15 protein-coding genes are annotated in these 16,116 nt (G+C 66.2%); 11 read left to right on the forward strand and 4 right to left on the reverse strand.

Going from position 1 to position 16,116, the window contains the following annotated elements; translation table 11 throughout:
- Positions 1-23: 23 nt before the first annotated feature.
- A complete protein-coding gene (locus OSH12_RS00500) occupies positions 24-1,625 on the forward strand; it encodes an FAD-dependent monooxygenase (protein ID WP_266341541.1) in 1,602 nt (533 codons plus the stop codon).
- Between the two features lie 6 nt (positions 1,626-1,631).
- Here the strand turns inward: OSH12_RS00500 and OSH12_RS00505 are convergent, their stop codons facing one another.
- Positions 1,632-2,624, reverse strand: a complete 993-nt coding sequence (locus OSH12_RS00505; protein ID WP_417448654.1) for an AraC family transcriptional regulator — start codon at positions 2,622-2,624, stop codon at positions 1,632-1,634.
- Positions 2,625-3,092: 468 nt separating this feature from the next.
- Between OSH12_RS00505 and OSH12_RS00510 the strand changes: the two genes are divergently transcribed.
- The 5 genes from OSH12_RS00510 to OSH12_RS00530 all read left to right on the forward strand — a co-directional run bounded on the left by OSH12_RS00510 (position 3,093) and on the right by OSH12_RS00530 (position 7,184).
- Positions 3,093-3,959 carry a class I SAM-dependent methyltransferase gene (locus OSH12_RS00510; protein WP_380224347.1) on the forward strand — a complete coding sequence of 289 codons (867 nt, stop codon included), beginning with the start codon at positions 3,093-3,095 and terminating at the stop codon, positions 3,957-3,959.
- Positions 3,960-4,139: 180 nt separating this feature from the next.
- The gene (locus tag OSH12_RS00515; RefSeq protein WP_266341543.1) at positions 4,140-4,661 is read left to right on the forward strand and encodes an L-2-amino-thiazoline-4-carboxylic acid hydrolase; all 522 of its coding nucleotides are present in this window, start codon (positions 4,140-4,142) and stop codon (positions 4,659-4,661) included.
- 205 nt (positions 4,662-4,866) lie between these two features.
- Entirely contained in the window at positions 4,867-5,595 is a 729-nt protein-coding gene (locus OSH12_RS00520; RefSeq protein ID WP_266341544.1) for a DUF4198 domain-containing protein, read from the forward strand.
- 69 nt (positions 5,596-5,664) lie between these two features.
- Entirely contained in the window at positions 5,665-6,897 is a 1,233-nt protein-coding gene (zigA, locus tag OSH12_RS00525; protein WP_266341545.1) for a zinc metallochaperone GTPase ZigA, read from the forward strand.
- A 2-nt stretch (positions 6,898-6,899) separates the two neighbouring features.
- A complete protein-coding gene (locus tag OSH12_RS00530) occupies positions 6,900-7,184 on the forward strand; it encodes a hypothetical protein (protein WP_266341546.1) in 285 nt (94 codons plus the stop codon).
- 76 nt (positions 7,185-7,260) lie between these two features.
- On the opposite strand, the gene OSH12_RS00535 is transcribed toward OSH12_RS00530, so the two are convergent.
- Positions 7,261-8,664, reverse strand: a complete 1,404-nt coding sequence (locus OSH12_RS00535; RefSeq protein ID WP_266341547.1) for an aminotransferase-like domain-containing protein — start codon at positions 8,662-8,664, stop codon at positions 7,261-7,263.
- A gap of 123 nt (positions 8,665-8,787) precedes the next feature.
- Here OSH12_RS00535 and OSH12_RS00540 point away from each other — a divergent pair, with 123 nt between their 5' ends.
- Together OSH12_RS00540 and OSH12_RS00545 are read left to right on the forward strand one after the other, a co-directional pair.
- Positions 8,788-9,651, forward strand: a complete 864-nt coding sequence (locus OSH12_RS00540) for a DMT family transporter (RefSeq protein WP_266341548.1) — start codon at positions 8,788-8,790, stop codon at positions 9,649-9,651.
- A gap of 305 nt (positions 9,652-9,956) precedes the next feature.
- The gene (locus OSH12_RS00545) at positions 9,957-10,886 is read left to right on the forward strand and encodes a ring-cleaving dioxygenase (RefSeq protein ID WP_266341549.1); all 930 of its coding nucleotides are present in this window, start codon (positions 9,957-9,959) and stop codon (positions 10,884-10,886) included.
- An 83-nt stretch (positions 10,887-10,969) separates the two neighbouring features.
- Here the strand turns inward: OSH12_RS00545 and OSH12_RS00550 are convergent, their stop codons facing one another.
- The gene (locus OSH12_RS00550; protein WP_266341550.1) at positions 10,970-12,325 is read right to left on the reverse strand and encodes an MFS transporter; all 1,356 of its coding nucleotides are present in this window, start codon (positions 12,323-12,325) and stop codon (positions 10,970-10,972) included.
- A 317-nt stretch (positions 12,326-12,642) separates the two neighbouring features.
- Entirely contained in the window at positions 12,643-12,885 is a 243-nt protein-coding gene (locus tag OSH12_RS00555; protein WP_266341551.1) for a hypothetical protein, read from the reverse strand.
- A 451-nt stretch (positions 12,886-13,336) separates the two neighbouring features.
- Between OSH12_RS00555 and OSH12_RS00560 the strand changes: the two genes are divergently transcribed.
- From OSH12_RS00560 to OSH12_RS00570, 3 genes are all read left to right on the forward strand, one after another.
- Entirely contained in the window at positions 13,337-13,885 is a 549-nt protein-coding gene (locus OSH12_RS00560; RefSeq protein ID WP_266341552.1) for an invasion associated locus B family protein, read from the forward strand.
- A gap of 93 nt (positions 13,886-13,978) precedes the next feature.
- Entirely contained in the window at positions 13,979-14,605 is a 627-nt protein-coding gene (locus OSH12_RS00565) for an invasion associated locus B family protein (RefSeq protein ID WP_266341553.1), read from the forward strand.
- A gap of 105 nt (positions 14,606-14,710) precedes the next feature.
- Positions 14,711-16,111, forward strand: coding sequence for a hypothetical protein (locus tag OSH12_RS00570; protein ID WP_266341554.1), 1,401 nt, complete (start codon positions 14,711-14,713; stop codon positions 16,109-16,111).
- Positions 16,112-16,116 lie beyond the last annotated feature (5 nt).

A 16,116-nucleotide genomic window follows, 5' to 3' on the forward strand; every position in this document is an offset into this window, starting at 1 on the left:
AGAGCCGGTGACAGGAGGCGGGCATGGATGATCTTCAGGCGGAAGTTCTCGTGGTCGGGGCAGGGCCGGTCGGGCTGACACTGGCGGCGGAGCTGGCGCGGCATGGCGTGCGCGCCCGCATCATCGACAAGAGCGCGGCGCCATCCCCTTTCTGCCGGGCGATCGGCGTCACGCCGCGCTCCCTCGAAGTGTTCGAGGACATGGGGATCGCGCGCACGCTGATCGATGCCGGGGTCTGGCTTACCGGAACGCGGGTTGCCATGTCGGGCGGTCCGGCGCGCGACGTGCTGCACGATTTCTCCGATCTGCCCTATTCGTCGCTCGGCGTGCCGCAATATGCGACCGAGGCAATTCTCGCCGCGCATCTCGCAACCTTCGGCGTCGCCATCGAGCGCGGCACCGCGCTCGCCAGTCTCGATTTCACCGAGGGCGGCATCGAGGTCGGGCTCGACACGCCCGGGGGACCGTCGACCGGCCGTTATCGCTATGTGGTCGGCTGCGACGGCGCGCACAGCGCCGTGCGCAAGGCGCTCGGCATCGGTTTCGAGGGCGACGCCTTTCCGATGGAATTCATGCTCGGCGACGTCCACATCGACTGGGATTTGCCGCGCGGCCTCGCCATGCGCGCCATGCGCCTCGTCGAAAACGATGCGCCGGATTTCCTTATCGCCATCCCGCTGCCGGACCACGGCCGCTACCGCGTCTCGATGCTGGCGCCAAACGCCGGCTCCCCCGCCACCGCCGAGGATGGCGTCGAGCACGGCATCCAGACCGACAGGCCCGGCGCGACGCTGGATGAATTGCAGGCCGTTGCCGACAGGCTGTTGCCGGAGCCGGCGACCTTCTCCGACATGCGCTGGTCCTCGACCTTCCGCATCAGCATGCGGCTGGCCGGGCGCTACCGCGTCGGCGATGCGTTCATCGCGGGCGACGCCGCCCACATCCACCCACCGACAGGCGGGCAGGGCATGAACACCGGCATCCAGGACGCCTACAACCTTGCCTGGAAACTGGCGCTGGTGGCGGGAGGCAAGGCCTCGGCCGGCCTGCTCGACAGCTACGAGGCCGAGCGCCGGCCTGTGGCCGTCGATGTCGTGGCGCGAACCACCGAACAGACCGTCAATTTCGGCCGCGACCGCACGCCGCCCAATCGCCTGCAGGACACGCAGGTGCTGATTTCCTATCGCGACGGGCCGCTGAGCCTTTCGGCCGGCGAGGGAAGCGTCCAGGCCGGCGACCGGGTTCCCGATGCGCACGGCCTGCGCCGCTTCGGCTTCGGCTACCCGCTCCGGCTGTTCGACCTGCTGCGCGGGCCGAGCTTCGTCCTGCTGGTGGCAGTGGGCGAGGGTGATCTCGAAAAAGCCGAGGCCGCGGCGGCGGAATTCGAGGCGGCTTGGCCCGGGCTGGTGCGCGTCGTCGCCGTCACGGCGGAACTCTCGGATGCGCAGCCCGTCGGCGTCGAATGGGTGCATGACGCCGAGGGCAACTTCAAGGCCGCCTTCGGCCCGGCGACCGGCGTCGCCTGGCTGATCCGGCCCGACAAATATGTCGGCTATCACGCCGGCTCCTGGTCGACCGATGGCGTGCTCGACTATCTCCGCAACACGATCGGCCTGACCCGATAGCGCGGATCATGCCGCGCCGGCGCGCCATTCGCTGGGCGACTGGCCGACGAATTTCTTGAAGGCGCGGCTGAAGGCGGCTTCGGAATCATAGCCGATCTCCTGCGCCACCGCCGCGACCTTTGAGCCGCGCTCGGCGAGCCGCCGGGCCGCCATCTGCATGCGCCATTGGGTCAGGTACTGGATCGGCGGACAGCCGACCAGTTGCGTGAAGCGCTCCGCCAGCGCCGAGCGCGAGGCGCCGGCGGCGGAGGCGAGTTCCTCCAGCGTCCAGGCGTGCGCCGGATCGGCATGCAGCAGCGACAGCGCCCGCCCGACCAGGGGATCGCGCAATCCGGCGAGCCAGCCGGTCCGGTCGGCGCCGAGCTCGTCCATGTGCTGGCGCACGACCTCGAGGAACATCAGCTCGGAGAGACGGTTCAAAATGCTCTGGCTGCCGGGGCGTTTGTTCTCGGCTTCCGCTGTGGCCAAGCGGATGAACTCGCCGAGCCGGCCGTCCGGCGTGCCGGCCGAGCGGCCGAACCGCATGAAGCGGGGCAGGGCGGCCAGCAGCGGATTGAACGGGCGCGCATCGCAGCTGAAGAAGCCGCAGACCAGATGCGTCTCGACCGGGCCCTCGTTGCCGGTCGTCAGCACGAAGGGCAGCATCGACTCGTCCTCGGGACGCCGGCGCAGGTCCCATCTCGGTTCGGCGCGCATGCCAGGGCGGCTCGAGAGCGCATGCGGATCGCCCTGCGGCATGACGGCGATGTCGCCCTCGCAAAGTTCGACGGGCTCGAAATCGCCGCGATCGACGATCGAGATCCAGCAAGAGCCGCGCGTGACGACGTGATATTCGATCGTGTGCTGGGCGCCGGGCATAACGAGCCCGCCGATCCGCTGTGTCGGCGGCGCCTCCGCCACCCAGGGCGAGCGGGCCGAGACGTCATAGAACACGGCGCCGGTGAGCCGGATGGCCGAAAGCACGTCCGAAAGGACGTCGATCTTGTCGTCGACACTCATGAGCGACACCGAAAAGGCCGCAGTCACGCCAATTTCCAGATGCGGGCCGAACGTCCGCCGGACCGCCGCGAGCGGCGCCGCGCGATACGGTCCTGGTCGCAGCTTCCTGACGTAAGGTCATCCGAGAATAGCAGGTCTGGACGCTCGGGCAAGAAATCCGGCGGATGGATCATTCTGCCGCTGCGTTAACTGGGGTACCCAATGCGCCGCCTCAGGGACATCGTGTCGGGCAGACAAGCGCGGCAAGGCGCGAGCAGCCTCAGTCGGGTTGGCATGATCCCGGGCAGCGGACAGGACGTCCGCTTCGGCTCATCGGTGCCCTCATAACGCTACCGATTTCCAAGGTGTCGCCGGGTGACCGGCGGCGCAACCGCGCTTCACATCACCCGTCACGGCCGCCAGGCGCGGCCGATCGAACGCTCGACAACGCGCCATCGGCGCCAAACCGTCCAGGAGACGAGCATGTCCATGACCACGATTGCAAGCGAAGCCATGAATCCCGCCACTGCCGCCGCCGCCGCGATGGCCGCGGCCCCCGATCTCGCCGCGTTGAAGGCGAAACAGCAGGCGACCTGGTCGTCCGGCGATTATGCCGTCGTCGGCACGACCCTGCAGATCGTCGGCGAAGCCCTCGCCGAGGCGATGGACCTGCGCTCGGGGATGCATGTCCTCGACGTCGCCGCCGGCAACGGCAACGCGACGCTCGCCGCCGCCCGGCGCTGGTGCGACGTCACCTCGACCGATTATGTCGACGCATTGCTGGCGCTGGGCCGGAAGCGCGCCGACGCGGAGGGGCTCGCCGTCACCTTCCGCCATGCCGACGCCGAGAACCTGCCGTTCGAGGACAACGCCTTCGACGCGGTGATGTCGACCTTCGGCGTGATGTTCTCCGCCGACCACGACCGCGCCGCGGCGGAAATGATCCGCGTCTGCCGTCCGGGCGGCAAGATCGGCATGGCCAACTGGATGCCGGAAGGCTTCATCGGCCAGATGTTCAAGACGATCGGCAAGCATGTCGCGCCGCCGCCGGGCGCGAAATCGCCGGCGCTCTGGGGCACCCGGTCGCGGATCGACGAAATGTTCGGAGCCTCGGCCCGCGTCATCGCCGCCGAGCCGCGCGTCTTCCATTTCCGTTACCGTTCGGCGGCGCATTTCCTCGACATCTTCCGCCGCTTTTACGGCCCGACGCTGAAGGCCTTTGGCGCGCTGGACGAGGCCGGCCAGAAGGCGCTGGCCGAGGACGTGACGGCGTTGATCGCCCGCTTCAACCAGGCCGAGGACGGCACGCTGGTGGTGCCCTCGGACTACCTCGAGATCGTCATCACCAAGCGCTGAGCGCCTGAGGACGATCGCAATCCATCGATAGCCGGCTGAAACGGCGTCGCGGTCCCAACCCGCGACGCCGCTTTTATGTGACCGAGGAAGCCGCGATCTGAGGTGAACTTTCGCCGGGAACTGCACTAAGATCCTGGTTTGCCGGCGCCGCCCTACGGCGCCGTGGAACGGAGACGAGCCATGGCGGAAGCGGAGACGGGCAAGACGGCGACCGAGGGCGAGATCGGGATCCTGCAGCGGCGGCGGATCGAGGCGGCGATCATCGCGCCGATCTATGCCGGCATGGTGCGCGAGATCGGCGAGGCGAAGGCGCAGGCGATTCTTGACGCCGCGATCAGCCAGGCGGCGATCGATACCGGCCGCGCCTTTGCCGAGCGGACCGAGGGCGGCACCAGCCTGCTAACCTTCCAGGAACTGCAATCGCTCTGGACCAAGGATGATGCACTTCAGATCGACGTGGTGCGGGCGACCGATACGCATTTCGACTACAACGTCCATCGTTGCCGCTATGCCGAGAGCTATCGCGAGATGGGGCTGGGCTCGATCGGCCATCTGCTCTCCTGCAATCGCGACAGCGTCTTCTGCCAGGGCTATGACCCGCGCATCACGCTGGAGCGCACCCAGACGCTGATGGAAGGCGCCGAGCATTGTGACTTCCGCTACACGTTTCACCCGGACGGTGCCGCCGACGCGACGCCCTGACGCAAGATCCATTCGGGTGGAATCGGGCCTCTGACCTCTCCCTGAGGGAGACCTTCGCATAACAACGTCCTCAACATGTTGAGGGTGGAGTGGGCGAAGTTCGCATGAGCGGGCTGCGCAACATGCCGTTCAAAAGACTGTTGCCAGCGGCCGCATCATCTCCTATGAATGTTATGTTATAACATAACACATACGGAGTATCCCGATGCGGACCCAACGCCTTCTCCTCGCCTCTGCCGCCCTGCTTTTCGGCTGCGTCACCGCTTCCGCGCATGGCATCTGGACGGCGGAACGCTGGGGCGAGACTGGCATCGTCTATGGCCATGGCGCCGAGGACGGCGCCTATGATCCGGCCAAGGTCAAGGCCGTGCGCGCCATCGACAAGGCGGGCAAGGTGGTCGACGCCAAGGCGATTGCCGGCGACAAACGGGCCGTGATCGAGGCGGCGGACGATGCCGCGATCCTGCTCGTCGATTTCAGCAACGGTTTCTATTCGAAGGGCGCGGACGGCAAATGGGTCGCCAAGCCGAAGGACGAGGTTCCAGGCGCGACGGAGGCGGGTGACAACTGGAAGCACAACGTCACTATCCGCCATCTGCATGGCGACGTCGTGCCCGCCTTGCCGGCGCAGCCGTTGCAGATCGTGCCGCTGGCAAACCCGACCGAGCTTGCCGCCGGCGCACTGTTCAAGGTGCGCGTGCTCTATGACGGAAAGCCGCTCGCCGGCGTCGCCATCACGCCGGACTACGTCAACGCGTCGGAGGCGAGCCTCGGCAAGACGGATGCCGATGGCGTCGCCGAGGTGCTGATCCGCAACGAGGGACTGAACGTCATCGCCGTCTCGCATGCGGCGCCGTTCGCGGACTTGAGCAAGGCCGACACGGTCAATCACTTCGCAACGCTCTCCTTCGTCAACGGCCACCACGAAGACTGATGCCGTCCGGCCGGGGCGCTCCGCTCCCGGCCGGATCCGCCACGCCATTCCCTCACCATGGATCTGCCTATGTCCGCGTCCCGTCCCGACGATGCCCGCCTGCCTGTCACCGTGCTTTCCGGCTTTCTCGGCGCCGGCAAGACCACGCTCTTGAACCACATCCTCAACAATCGCGAAGGCCGCCGGGTCGCCGTCATCGTCAACGACATGAGCGAGGTGAACATCGACGCGGCGCTGGTGCGCGACGGCGGCGCCAACCTCTCGCGCACCGATGAGCGGCTGGTCGAAATGTCGAATGGCTGCATCTGCTGCACGCTGCGCGACGACCTGCTCGCCGAAGTCCGCGCGCTCGCGGCCGAGGGGCGGTTCGATTATCTGCTGATCGAGGGCACCGGCATCGCCGAACCGCTGCCGATCGCCGCCACGTTTGATTTTCGCGACGAGGAAGGCCTGTCGCTGGCCGATGTCGCCCGCCTCGACACCATGGTGACGGTGGTCGATGCGGTGAACCTGCTCAAGGACTATTCGAGCCTCGACTTCCTGTGTGATCGCGGCGAGACGGCGGGCGAGGGCGACGAGCGGACTCTGGTCGATTTGCTCGTCGACCAGATCGAGTTCGCCGACGTCGTCGTCATCAACAAGACCGGCGATGTCGCGGATGGCGAGCGCGATCTCGTCACGACCATCGTCAAGGCGCTCAATTCCGACGCGCGCATCGTCTTTGCCAGCTTCGGCCGCGTCGCGATCGACGAGGTGCTCGGCACCGGCCTGTTCGATTATGACAAGGCGCAGGAGCATCCGCTCTGGTTCAAGGAGCTCAACGGTTTTCGCGATCATGTGCCGGAGACAGAGGAGTATGGCGTATCGAGCTTCGTCTACCGGGCGAGGCGGCCGTTTCATCCGGCCCGATTTCAGTCGTTTCTCGACACGACCTGGCCGGGGCTCATCCGTGCGAAGGGCCTGTTCTGGCTGGCGACGCGGCCGGAATGGGTCGGAGACATGAGCCTTGCCGGCGCGCTCTGCCGCACCGGGCCGATGGGCTTCTGGTGGGCCGCCGTACCGAAGGAACGCTGGCCGAACGATCCCGACTGGACCTCGATGCTCCGCCGCAACTGGGCGCCGGTCTGGGGCGATCGCCGGCAGGAACTGGTCTTCATCGGCACGAAACTCGACGAGGCGGCGATCCGCGCTGCGCTGGACGAATGCCTTGTCGGGCCGTCCGAACCCGCCCGCTTTGATCTGGGTTCCTTCAGCACGCTGCCGGATCCGTTTCCGGTTTGGCAGCGCGGGCAGGCGGCGTAAGCGTGCGCCTGTTCAATCCGTTCGCGCCGCGCGATTCCGCCGTGAATGCCGTGGCTTCGGCCCGGATCAAAGATTGGACCCGCGCGGCGCTCGGGCTCGATGACGGGGTGCGCGTGCTGGTGCATGAACTCGCCTGTTCGCGACCAAACTGTCCGCCGCGTGAAACGGTGATCCTGGTTGTGCCGGTGGATGCCCCGCCGTTCAAGATCGCCCTGCACAAGACGATGCAGGAACTGACCGAGGTGGAATTGTCGCTCGCTTGGGGCGGGCATGGGCCGCCCCCTTAGGATGGCTTGGCTGTGGCGGGTTGAACCCGGATCAGCCTCGCCGGCCGGCGCTTCGTTGCTCGCGTGCTGCTATTTTCTAGCGCTCGGCCGCCTCGCGGATTGCCGCGGTGAGCACCTGGAAAACGCGATCGTCCAGGCTTTGCGATACGTTGAAGCGCATATAGCTGCCGGCCGATTGCGCGACGCTGAAGGCGTTGCCGGGCGCCAGCACGACATGGTGCGCCAGCGCCGCTTTGGCGACGTCGGACGAGTCAATCCCGTCCGGCAGCTTGCACCACAGGAACATGCCGGCTTGCGGTTCCAGCCACGGCACGATGCCGATGTTCCGGAGGCGTCCGCCCACCTTCACCATGGCGCGGGAAAGCCGCTGGCGCAGGCCATCCAGATGTTTTCGGTAGCTGCCGTCGCGCAGAACGCTGAGCGTCAGTTCGGCATTGAGCCGTCCGCCGCCGAAGGTGGTGGCGATCTTCAGATCGACCAGGCCGTCGATCCAGTCCGGCCGCGCCGCGATGAAGCCGCAACGGGCCGAGGCCGAGAGTGTTTTCGAGAAGCTGCCGATCTGGATGACCCTCTCCAACCCGTCGAAAGCGGCGAGGCGCGGGGCAGCGGTCGTCTCGAAATCGGCGAAGATGTCGTCCTCGATGATGGTCAGGGCAAACTGGTCGGCAAGCTTCAGCAGCCGATGCGCCACCACCGGCGACAGGGTTGCCCCGGTCGGATTGTGGATGGCGGAATTGGTGATGTAGAGGCGGTGCCGGCGTTCGGCGCAGACCTTGGCGAACAGGTCGATGTCGGGCCCGGTCGGCGTGTAGGGCACGCTGACGATGGTGACGCGATGGGCCCGCAGCAGCGCCTGGAAATTGAAATAGCACGGGTCGTCGACCAGGACGACGTCGCCCGGCTCGACCAGGAAACGGCAGAGCAGGTCGATGCTCTGCGTGCCCGATTCCGTCAGAAGGATCTGCTGCGGCGAGACCTCGACGCCCTTGTCGGCGAGGCGCCGGCCGATCAGCTGGCGCAGCGGCGCGAGGCCGAGCGGGGTTCCGTAATCGGTCAGCGACGCGCCGTCGGCGCGCGACAGGGTTCGCAGCGCGCGGCGAAGGCTTTCCTCCGGCAACCAATCGGGCGGCATCCAGCCGCAGCCGGGCTTGAGGTCGCTATCGGCGGCGTCGAGCGATTGGCGCGACACCCAGAGCGGGTCGATGGCGCGGTCGCGCTTCGGGCCGATTTCTGACAGCGACAAGGGCGCGGTCTGGCTGGCGACATAGAAGCCGGAGCCCGGACGCGACAGGATCAGCCCTTCGGCGACGAGGCGCTCATAGGCCTCGACCACGGTTGAATTCGACACGGAGAGGTTTCGCGCCAGCGCGCGGATCGACGGCAGCTTGGCGCCGGCCAGCAGGCTGCGATTGGCGATGCGCTGCCGGATCGTGGCCATCACCTGGCTCGTGAGCGTGTCGCCCCTGGCGTCGATCGTCATCCGTACGGTTCCCGGTGCCATAACAGTTTGTTCCAACTGTATCGTTCTGTCTCTAGCAAGAAACCGTCCTGGAGGCGATAGAGCCGCTGAAACCCTGTTGGGCGCGACATGGATTGAGACGAGATGGACAAGACGACGAGCGGTTGGATCAGCGGCTTTATCGGTGTGGTGATCTTCAGCGGTTCGCTGCCGGCGACCCGCCTGGCGGTGATGCAGTTCGATCCCGTATTCCTGACGGTCGCGCGCGCCGCGATCGCCGGCATTCTGGCGCTCGCCTTGCTCCTGGTCTTTCAGCAGAAGCGCCCGGAAAAATCCGATCTTGTCTCGCTGTCCATCGTGGCCGGCGGCGTCGTGCTTGGCTTTCCACTTTTGACCGCGCTGGCGCTGCAACACGTGACTTCGGCGCATTCGATCGTTTTCATCGGCCTGCTGCCGCTGGCAACCGCGATCTTCGGCGTTCTTCGCGGTGGCGAACGGCCGAAGCCGGCCTTCTGGATCTTCTCGTTGCTGGGCAGCGCCGCCGTTGCCGGTTTTGCGCTGGCGCAAGGGCTGGCGGCGTCGCCTCAGGGCGACCTGCTGATGCTGGCGGCGGTTATCGTCTGCGGCCTCGGCTATGCCGAAGGCGCCAAGCTCTCGCGCACCATCGGCGGCTGGCAGGTCATCTCCTGGGCGCTGGTGCTCTCTTTGCCGATCATGCTGGCCGTGTCGGCCGTCTATCTCCCGGCGAGCTTTTCCGGCATCGGTGCGCCGGCCTGGCTGGGGCTCGCTTATGTGTCGCTCTTCAGCATGCTGATCGGCTTCGTGTTCTGGTATCGCGGGTTGGCGCTCGGCGGGATTGCCGCCGTCGGCCAGTTGCAGTTGCTGCAGCCATTCTTCGGGCTGGCCCTGGCGGCCTGGCTGCTGCACGAGCCTGTCAGCTGGATGATGCTGGTCGTGACGGTCGCCGTCATCGCCTGCGTCGCGGGAGCCCGGCGCTTCGCCCGCTAGGGCCAGATCCATCTGGGTCGATTCCGACTTTTCACCTCTCCCTGAGGGAGAGGTCGGCTCGAAAAGCCGGGTGAGGGTTTAGGGAACCATCCGAAGCGGCCGTAAACCCTCACCCGCCGGCCTTTGGCCGTCGACCTCTCCCTCAGGGAGAGGTGAAGAAGGATGGTTCAAAGAAGATCTCGAGGGTGAGGGGACGATCATGGACAGCTTGTTCACCGAAGCGCTTGTTTCGGGGCGAGGGCGAGTGGCCTACTTGGGTTGGAACGAGCGCGCTGGATTGCGCTCCCCAGCAACGGGAGATCCTCATGTCGAACGGCATCCACCACGTCACCGCCATTTCCGGCCCCGCCCGCCGCAACCTGACCTTCTATGCCGGCGTCCTCGGTTTGCGTCTTGTCAAGAAGACCGTCAATTTCGACGATCCGCGCACCTATCACCTCTATTATGGTGACGAGGCCGGGCGTCCGGGCACGATCCTGACCTTCTTCCCCTGGGAGAATGCGCCGGCCGGGCAGGTTGGCCGCGGCGAAACCTTCGAGACGGCGTTTCGCGTGCCGGCAAGCGCCATTGGCTTCTGGACGCAGCGTCTTCTGGAAAAGGGCGTCGCGCATGAAACGCCGACGCGCCGGTTCGGCGAGCCCGTACTCGTCTTCCGCGATCCGGACGGCGTCCGGCTGGCGCTGATCGGCGTTGCCGGCGCGGAGGCGGAGTTGGCTCAGGGCGCGGGCGACATACCGGCGGAAGCGGCCATTCGCGGCTTCCATTCCGTGACCCTGCTTGTCGACGACGCGCGGCCGACCGGCGCGATCCTCGGCGATGTGTTCGGGTTTGCGGATGCGGGCGGCGAAGACGCGACCACGCGCTACCGGGTTGAAGGTGCGGCCGAGGGCGGCATCGTCGATCTCCGGGTCGTCTCCGGTTTCCCGCGTGGAAATCTCGGCGTCGGCACGGTGCATCACGTCGCGTTCCGCGCCGCCGATGACGCGGAGCAGGCGGTGATGGTGCGCAAGCTGATCGAAAACCACGGCCTGCGACCGACGAGCCAGAAGAACCGGGACTATTTCCGCTCGGTCTACTTCCGCGAGCCGAACGGCGTGCTGTTCGAGATCGCCACCGACGTTCCCGGCTTCGCCGTGGACGAGCCGGCGACGAGCCTCGGCCAACAGCTCAAGCTGCCGGCCTTCCTCGAGCCGAGGCGGGCGGAACTCGAAGGGATTTTGCCGGAACTCGCCTGAGCCGGTTCAGCGCCAAGAAAAAGCCCGCGCGGAGCGATCCGCGCGGGCTTCGTTTTTTCTGTCGCCTCAGGGGCGGAAAGACATCAGGCGTCGATGTCGATGTCCTTGGTTTCCTTGCCGAGCAGCAGCGCGATCAGAGTCAGCACGCCCATGGCCGACAGGTAGATGCCGACCCAGAACGGGCTGCCGCCGCCATAGCTCCACAGCGCCACGGCAATGAACGGCGCCACAGCCGCGCCGAGGATGGACGAGACATTGTAGGAAATGCCCGAGCCGGTATAGCGCACATTGGCCGGGAACAATTCCGGCAGCAGCGCGCCCATCGGGCCGAAGGTCATGCCCATCAGCGTGAAGCCGAGGATCAGCCAGGCCATCACGCCAAACGTGCCGGCGGACAGGATCGGCACCCAGAGCAGGCCGAACAGGATGATGCCGAGCGTGACGCAGATCAGCGTCCGGCGACGGCCCCAACGTTCGGCCCAGGGGCCGGAGGCGAGCGTGAAGATGCCGAAGAACACGACGCCGACGATCATCATCAGCACGAAGGTGCGATAATCATAGCCGAGGCCCGTCAGCGCGCCGTCGGTCGCCGCGCGGCCATAGCTGAGCGAGAAGGTCGTCATCAGGTAGAACAGAACATAGGTCGCCAGCATGTAGAACGTGCCGAGGATCAGTTCCCGCCAATGCAGCTGGAAGGCGGCGACCAGCGGCACCTTCTGGACCTTGCCGGTCTCGACCGTCTTCTCGAAGGCGTTGCTTTCGACCAGGTTCAAGCGGACCCAGAGGCCGATGATGACCATCACGGCGGAGAACAGGAACGGAATGCGCCAGCCCCATTCGAGGAAGGCGGTCGACGGCCGCGACGGATCGTCGGAAGGCAGCAGCGCCGCGATGATCAGGAACAGGCCGTTGGCGATGATGAAGCCGAGCGGAGCGCCGAGCTGCGGGAAGGTGCCGAAGATGGCGCGCTTTCCGGGGGGCGCGTTTTCCGTGGCGACCAGCGCCGCGCCGCTCCATTCGCCGCCGAGCGCAAAGCCCTGCGCCAGGCGGAGGATCACCAGCATCGCCGGGGCGAGCCAGCCGACCATCGCATAGGTCGGCAGCAGGCCGATCAGGAAGGTCGCGATGCCCATGGTGAGCAGCGCGCCGACCAGCGTCAGCTTGCGGCCGCGCTTGTCGCCCAGATGGCCGAAATAGATCGCGCCGAGCGGGCGGGCGACCATCGCGGCGCCGAAGACGGCGAACGAGGCCAGCAACGCCGTCGTGTCATTGCCGGTCGGGAAGAACAGGTGCGGGAACACCAGCACCGCCGCCGTGGCATAGACGTAGAAATCGTAGAATTCGATGGTTGTGCCGACAAGGCTGGCCAGGAGAACGCGCGAGCGCGAATTGGCTGGCGCGGCGCTCCTGCCTGTCATGGCTTGGGTGGTCGATGACATTGAAAAGAGGCTCCACGGGGACGCGCAGCAGCAACGGGCAGCGTCCTTCGTCCGAAGCGGGCTGATGGGGAGCTGGTCGTCGCGGTCGCGGCGAAAGTCGCCGTGTTCTGTGCGTCAGGATACGATGTTGTGCGTATAGCCGAGCTTTCGACCGATTGCACCCCATGAAACGCCGTTTTTGAAGCGATTGTGTCGTTGCGGCCGCCCGGCGCATCGTCTCGGGGCGGTTCTGGCAAGTCGACGCGCGAAGCGGTGTTCGCGCGTCGAAGTTGTATGGCTCGCCACGAGCGGCCCTATTGGGGAGCGGTTTGCGCGGCTTACTTGTCAGCCATGCGCTTCAGGCGGTCGAGCACTTCGGCGACGACAATGTTCGGCGGCGGCTGGCGGGTTCCGCCCTTGAGGTTGCTCGGCACATTGAGCCGCACCTTGACGGCTTCGATGTCGACATCCTTGGCGCCGGGGATCGAGGCGACAAAGGCCATGATCGCCGTCATGCCGGCATCGATGTTGCGCATGGCGTGATTGATCTCGTCGATCAAAGCCTTGGTATTCGTGTCCATTCGCCGTTCTCCTTGAATAGGCGCGGCTTGATCCCATGAATTGGCGAAGCTGTCGAATCCGGCGGCGGGCGGCTGGGTCCGCAGGATCGGCGGCGCCGCCGAGCGCATCACGGAATCGAGGACGACGCCGTTCCGGAATCCGTCGGTGAAAGTCCATGCCGGTTATGACCGGGCGCGCGTTCGGGGTGCGGATCGGCGATGCGCAGCTCGCGGATTCGGCTGGATTGGCTTCACCGTGGGCAGTTGGGCGTGCCCGGTCCGACGCCGGAAAGCTGTCTTTCTGGTGGACGCAGCGCCAGGGAAGATTGCCCAGCGATACAAACAAACACGGCACCCATATCTTCCGCTGGCATGTCGGCAGCGCTCGTCTATAGAGAGACATGTCATGCGTTCTGCCGTCGCGGAATTCCGGGGCGAACCGCGACGCTGGATTTCATATTGGGGGATTGAGATGATCAAGGGATTCACGCGCTGGGTGCAGCCCTCGCTTGTCGCCGCTGCGCTTGTGTTCGGCGCGCCGGCGCTGGCCTCGGCTCAGGAACAGGGCGGGGATGTTCCTGTCCTCGGCGCCAACAAGGCAGCCGCCGCGGCCGCGCCGAGCTGGCTCAGCACCTGTCAGGGCCCCGGCCGTGCCGCCGAGCTCGAATGCCAGATGGAGCAGCGCGCCGTTATCTCCGGCTCGGGTCAGCTCATCGGCTCGGTCACGATCCGCGTCCCGTCGCAGACGCGCAAGCCTGTCCTGATGGTTCGCGGTCCGCTCGGCCTTTCGCTGGCAAGCGGCGTCACGATCGACGTCGATGACGCCTCGCCGCTGGCCCTGCCGCTGCAGACCTGCGACGCGGGCGGCTGCTACGCCGGCGCGCCGATCACCGACGAGCTGCTGAACGCCATGTTCAAGGGCCAGAAGCTCAACGTGACGTTTGAAAACCTCAGCAAGGAGCCGATCAAGCTGCCGATGTCGCTCACGGGCTTCTCGGCCACCTACGGCAAGATCAAGTAGTCCGGAACAGCGGATCGGGGGGCTCGTAACGCCCCCCGGCACGCAACGCGACTATCAGGGGTTGAGCGGCTGCGGGGGCAGGGGCGCCAGACGATGCGCGATGCATTTGATGACGAGGATAAGGGCGGACGGCCGGTTCTCTGGACGATTTTCGCCGTGCTGGTCGTGGCGTCGATCATCGCGGTCGGGCTGACATGGCGCAACCGGGGCTTCGACAACATGCTGGCGATGGTCGGCATCGACAGGAGCGTCAGCGATGCCGCGCCGGTAATCCACGCCGCCGATGTCGGCGCACCGTCGGTCGATGTCGGTGAACGGATCGGCGACTGGTTCGTGACGTGCGACCAGGCGACGAAGCGTTGCGCGCTGACGCAGACCAACCGGCAGGCGGGTCTGCCGTCAGCGTCATGGCGGATCGAGCGGACGGCGGCCGGTGACCTGATCGGGGTCTGGACCCTGCCGACCGGGGTCATGATTGGTCGCGGGATGCAACTGGCGCTCGATGGCGGCACACCGAGCGTGGTTCCCTATGATTCCTGCGCGAAATCCTCTTGCGAGGTGCGCGCCAAGCTCGGGCCGGATTTCGTCGACTTGATGCGGGCGGCGGCAAGGACCGGCGCGACGGTGACGCTCAAGGGGGGCTCCACCCAGAGCTATGAATTCAGCCATGACGGGCTGACGGCGGGCCTAGCCCGGCTGACGGCTGCCGCGCAGGGCTAGCCTTTCACCGTTTCCTGAAACGGCGCTTCGCGCGAACCGCCCGACGCTCCGTGCGCAACGGTGAGTGGCCTATCGCGTGCTGATTCCTGAGCACGCACGCGCTAGTTGACGTTACGGCATGTCGTCGTCAGCATGGTGCCGCAGCGTCCCGTTGGCTTTTTGCCGGCCGGAGAGTTGCGCGGGCGCGGCGGGCGGCGGATCGGGATGAACGGCAATCCGGTTTTCTTGTTTCGGTGGCCCGTGCTGGCGGCGCTGGCCCTGATGCTGGCGAACGATGTGCTGGGCGGTCCGTTGCGCTATGGCCTGTCGACGCTTGGCCTCGTTGGCCTTTCCTATGCGCCATTCCTGGTCGCCGCCGGCGTGATCGCGACCTATTCGCTCGCCAGTCTCGGCGCCCTGCGCTTTGATCCCGTCGCCATCGCGATACTGCTGCTGTCGGCCGTCTGGATTCCCTATGCGTTGTTGCTCGGCCTGCCTTCGGCGCAGGTCGCCTTCGGCTTCTACACCTGGATGCCGTGCTTTCTCGGCATGGTGGCGGTCGCGGTAGGCGCGCGGGCGGAGGCTTTGCGAATGATCGCGCTGGTCTGGGGCGTCGCGGTGCTGGGCGTTCTCGTCAATGCGGTCTGGCGCTTTCCCTGGGTCGGAGAAAGCTATGAAATCCTCGGTATTCAGGCCGAATTCGCGCGCGAATGGCAGGCGTTCGGTGTCGAACGATTGCCGGGCTTTTCACGCGCCAGCTTCACCGCCGCCAATCAGATCGCTATTGGCGGGGCGCTTCTGCTCGCTGGAGGTCTGGCGCGAAGATGGAAGATACTTGTCTGGCTCCTGTCGGTCGCGGCGATCGCCCTGACGACGTCGAAAGCGCCGCTGGCGGTCATGCTCATCGCGCCGCTCTGCCTCGCTTATTATGACCGGGTCGAGGGCCGTGCTGGCTATCGCTTCAGCCAGATGGTCCTGGTTGGCCTGCTCGCGGTGGCGATCGGGCTGCCGGTCGCGGCCTTGCTCGGATTTCGCTTTGGCGAGACCGGACATGTCGCCTTCCTGTCGCTCGGCTCTGTGGGGGTGCGCATGGACGAGATGTGGCCGCGCGCCTATGCGCTGCTGGATCCGCTTTGGCCGCGTCTGGCGCTCGGTGTCGGCTTTGGCGGCATAGGCGCGGGGCAGGCCTATTTCGATCCGGAGCAGTTCAGTCCGGGCGACAATCTGTTTGTCTTTCTCTACGTGACATTTGGAACCGGCTCGCTCCTGTTCCTCGCGGCGTTCTTGAAGGCGAACGCCCGGCTGTTTCGCGCCGCGCCGGCGGCGCACCGCGACTTTTTCCTGGTCTCGATCCTCGTCCTGGTGCTGGGCGCGATGGCCAATGTCGTCGAGTCGGTGCTTTCCGGTTTTCTGCTTGGCATGCTGTTCGGCAAGGCGCTGGATCCACGCGCGGCGATTGCGGAGGCGACGGCGCGCCTGCCGGTCAAAAATCATGGCCGGCGGATCGTCGCGCCGGTGCGGGTCTGAGTGCG

The organism is Kaistia terrae (genome assembly GCF_026344005.1).
Lineage (GTDB): Bacteria > Pseudomonadota > Alphaproteobacteria > Rhizobiales > Kaistiaceae > Kaistia > Kaistia terrae.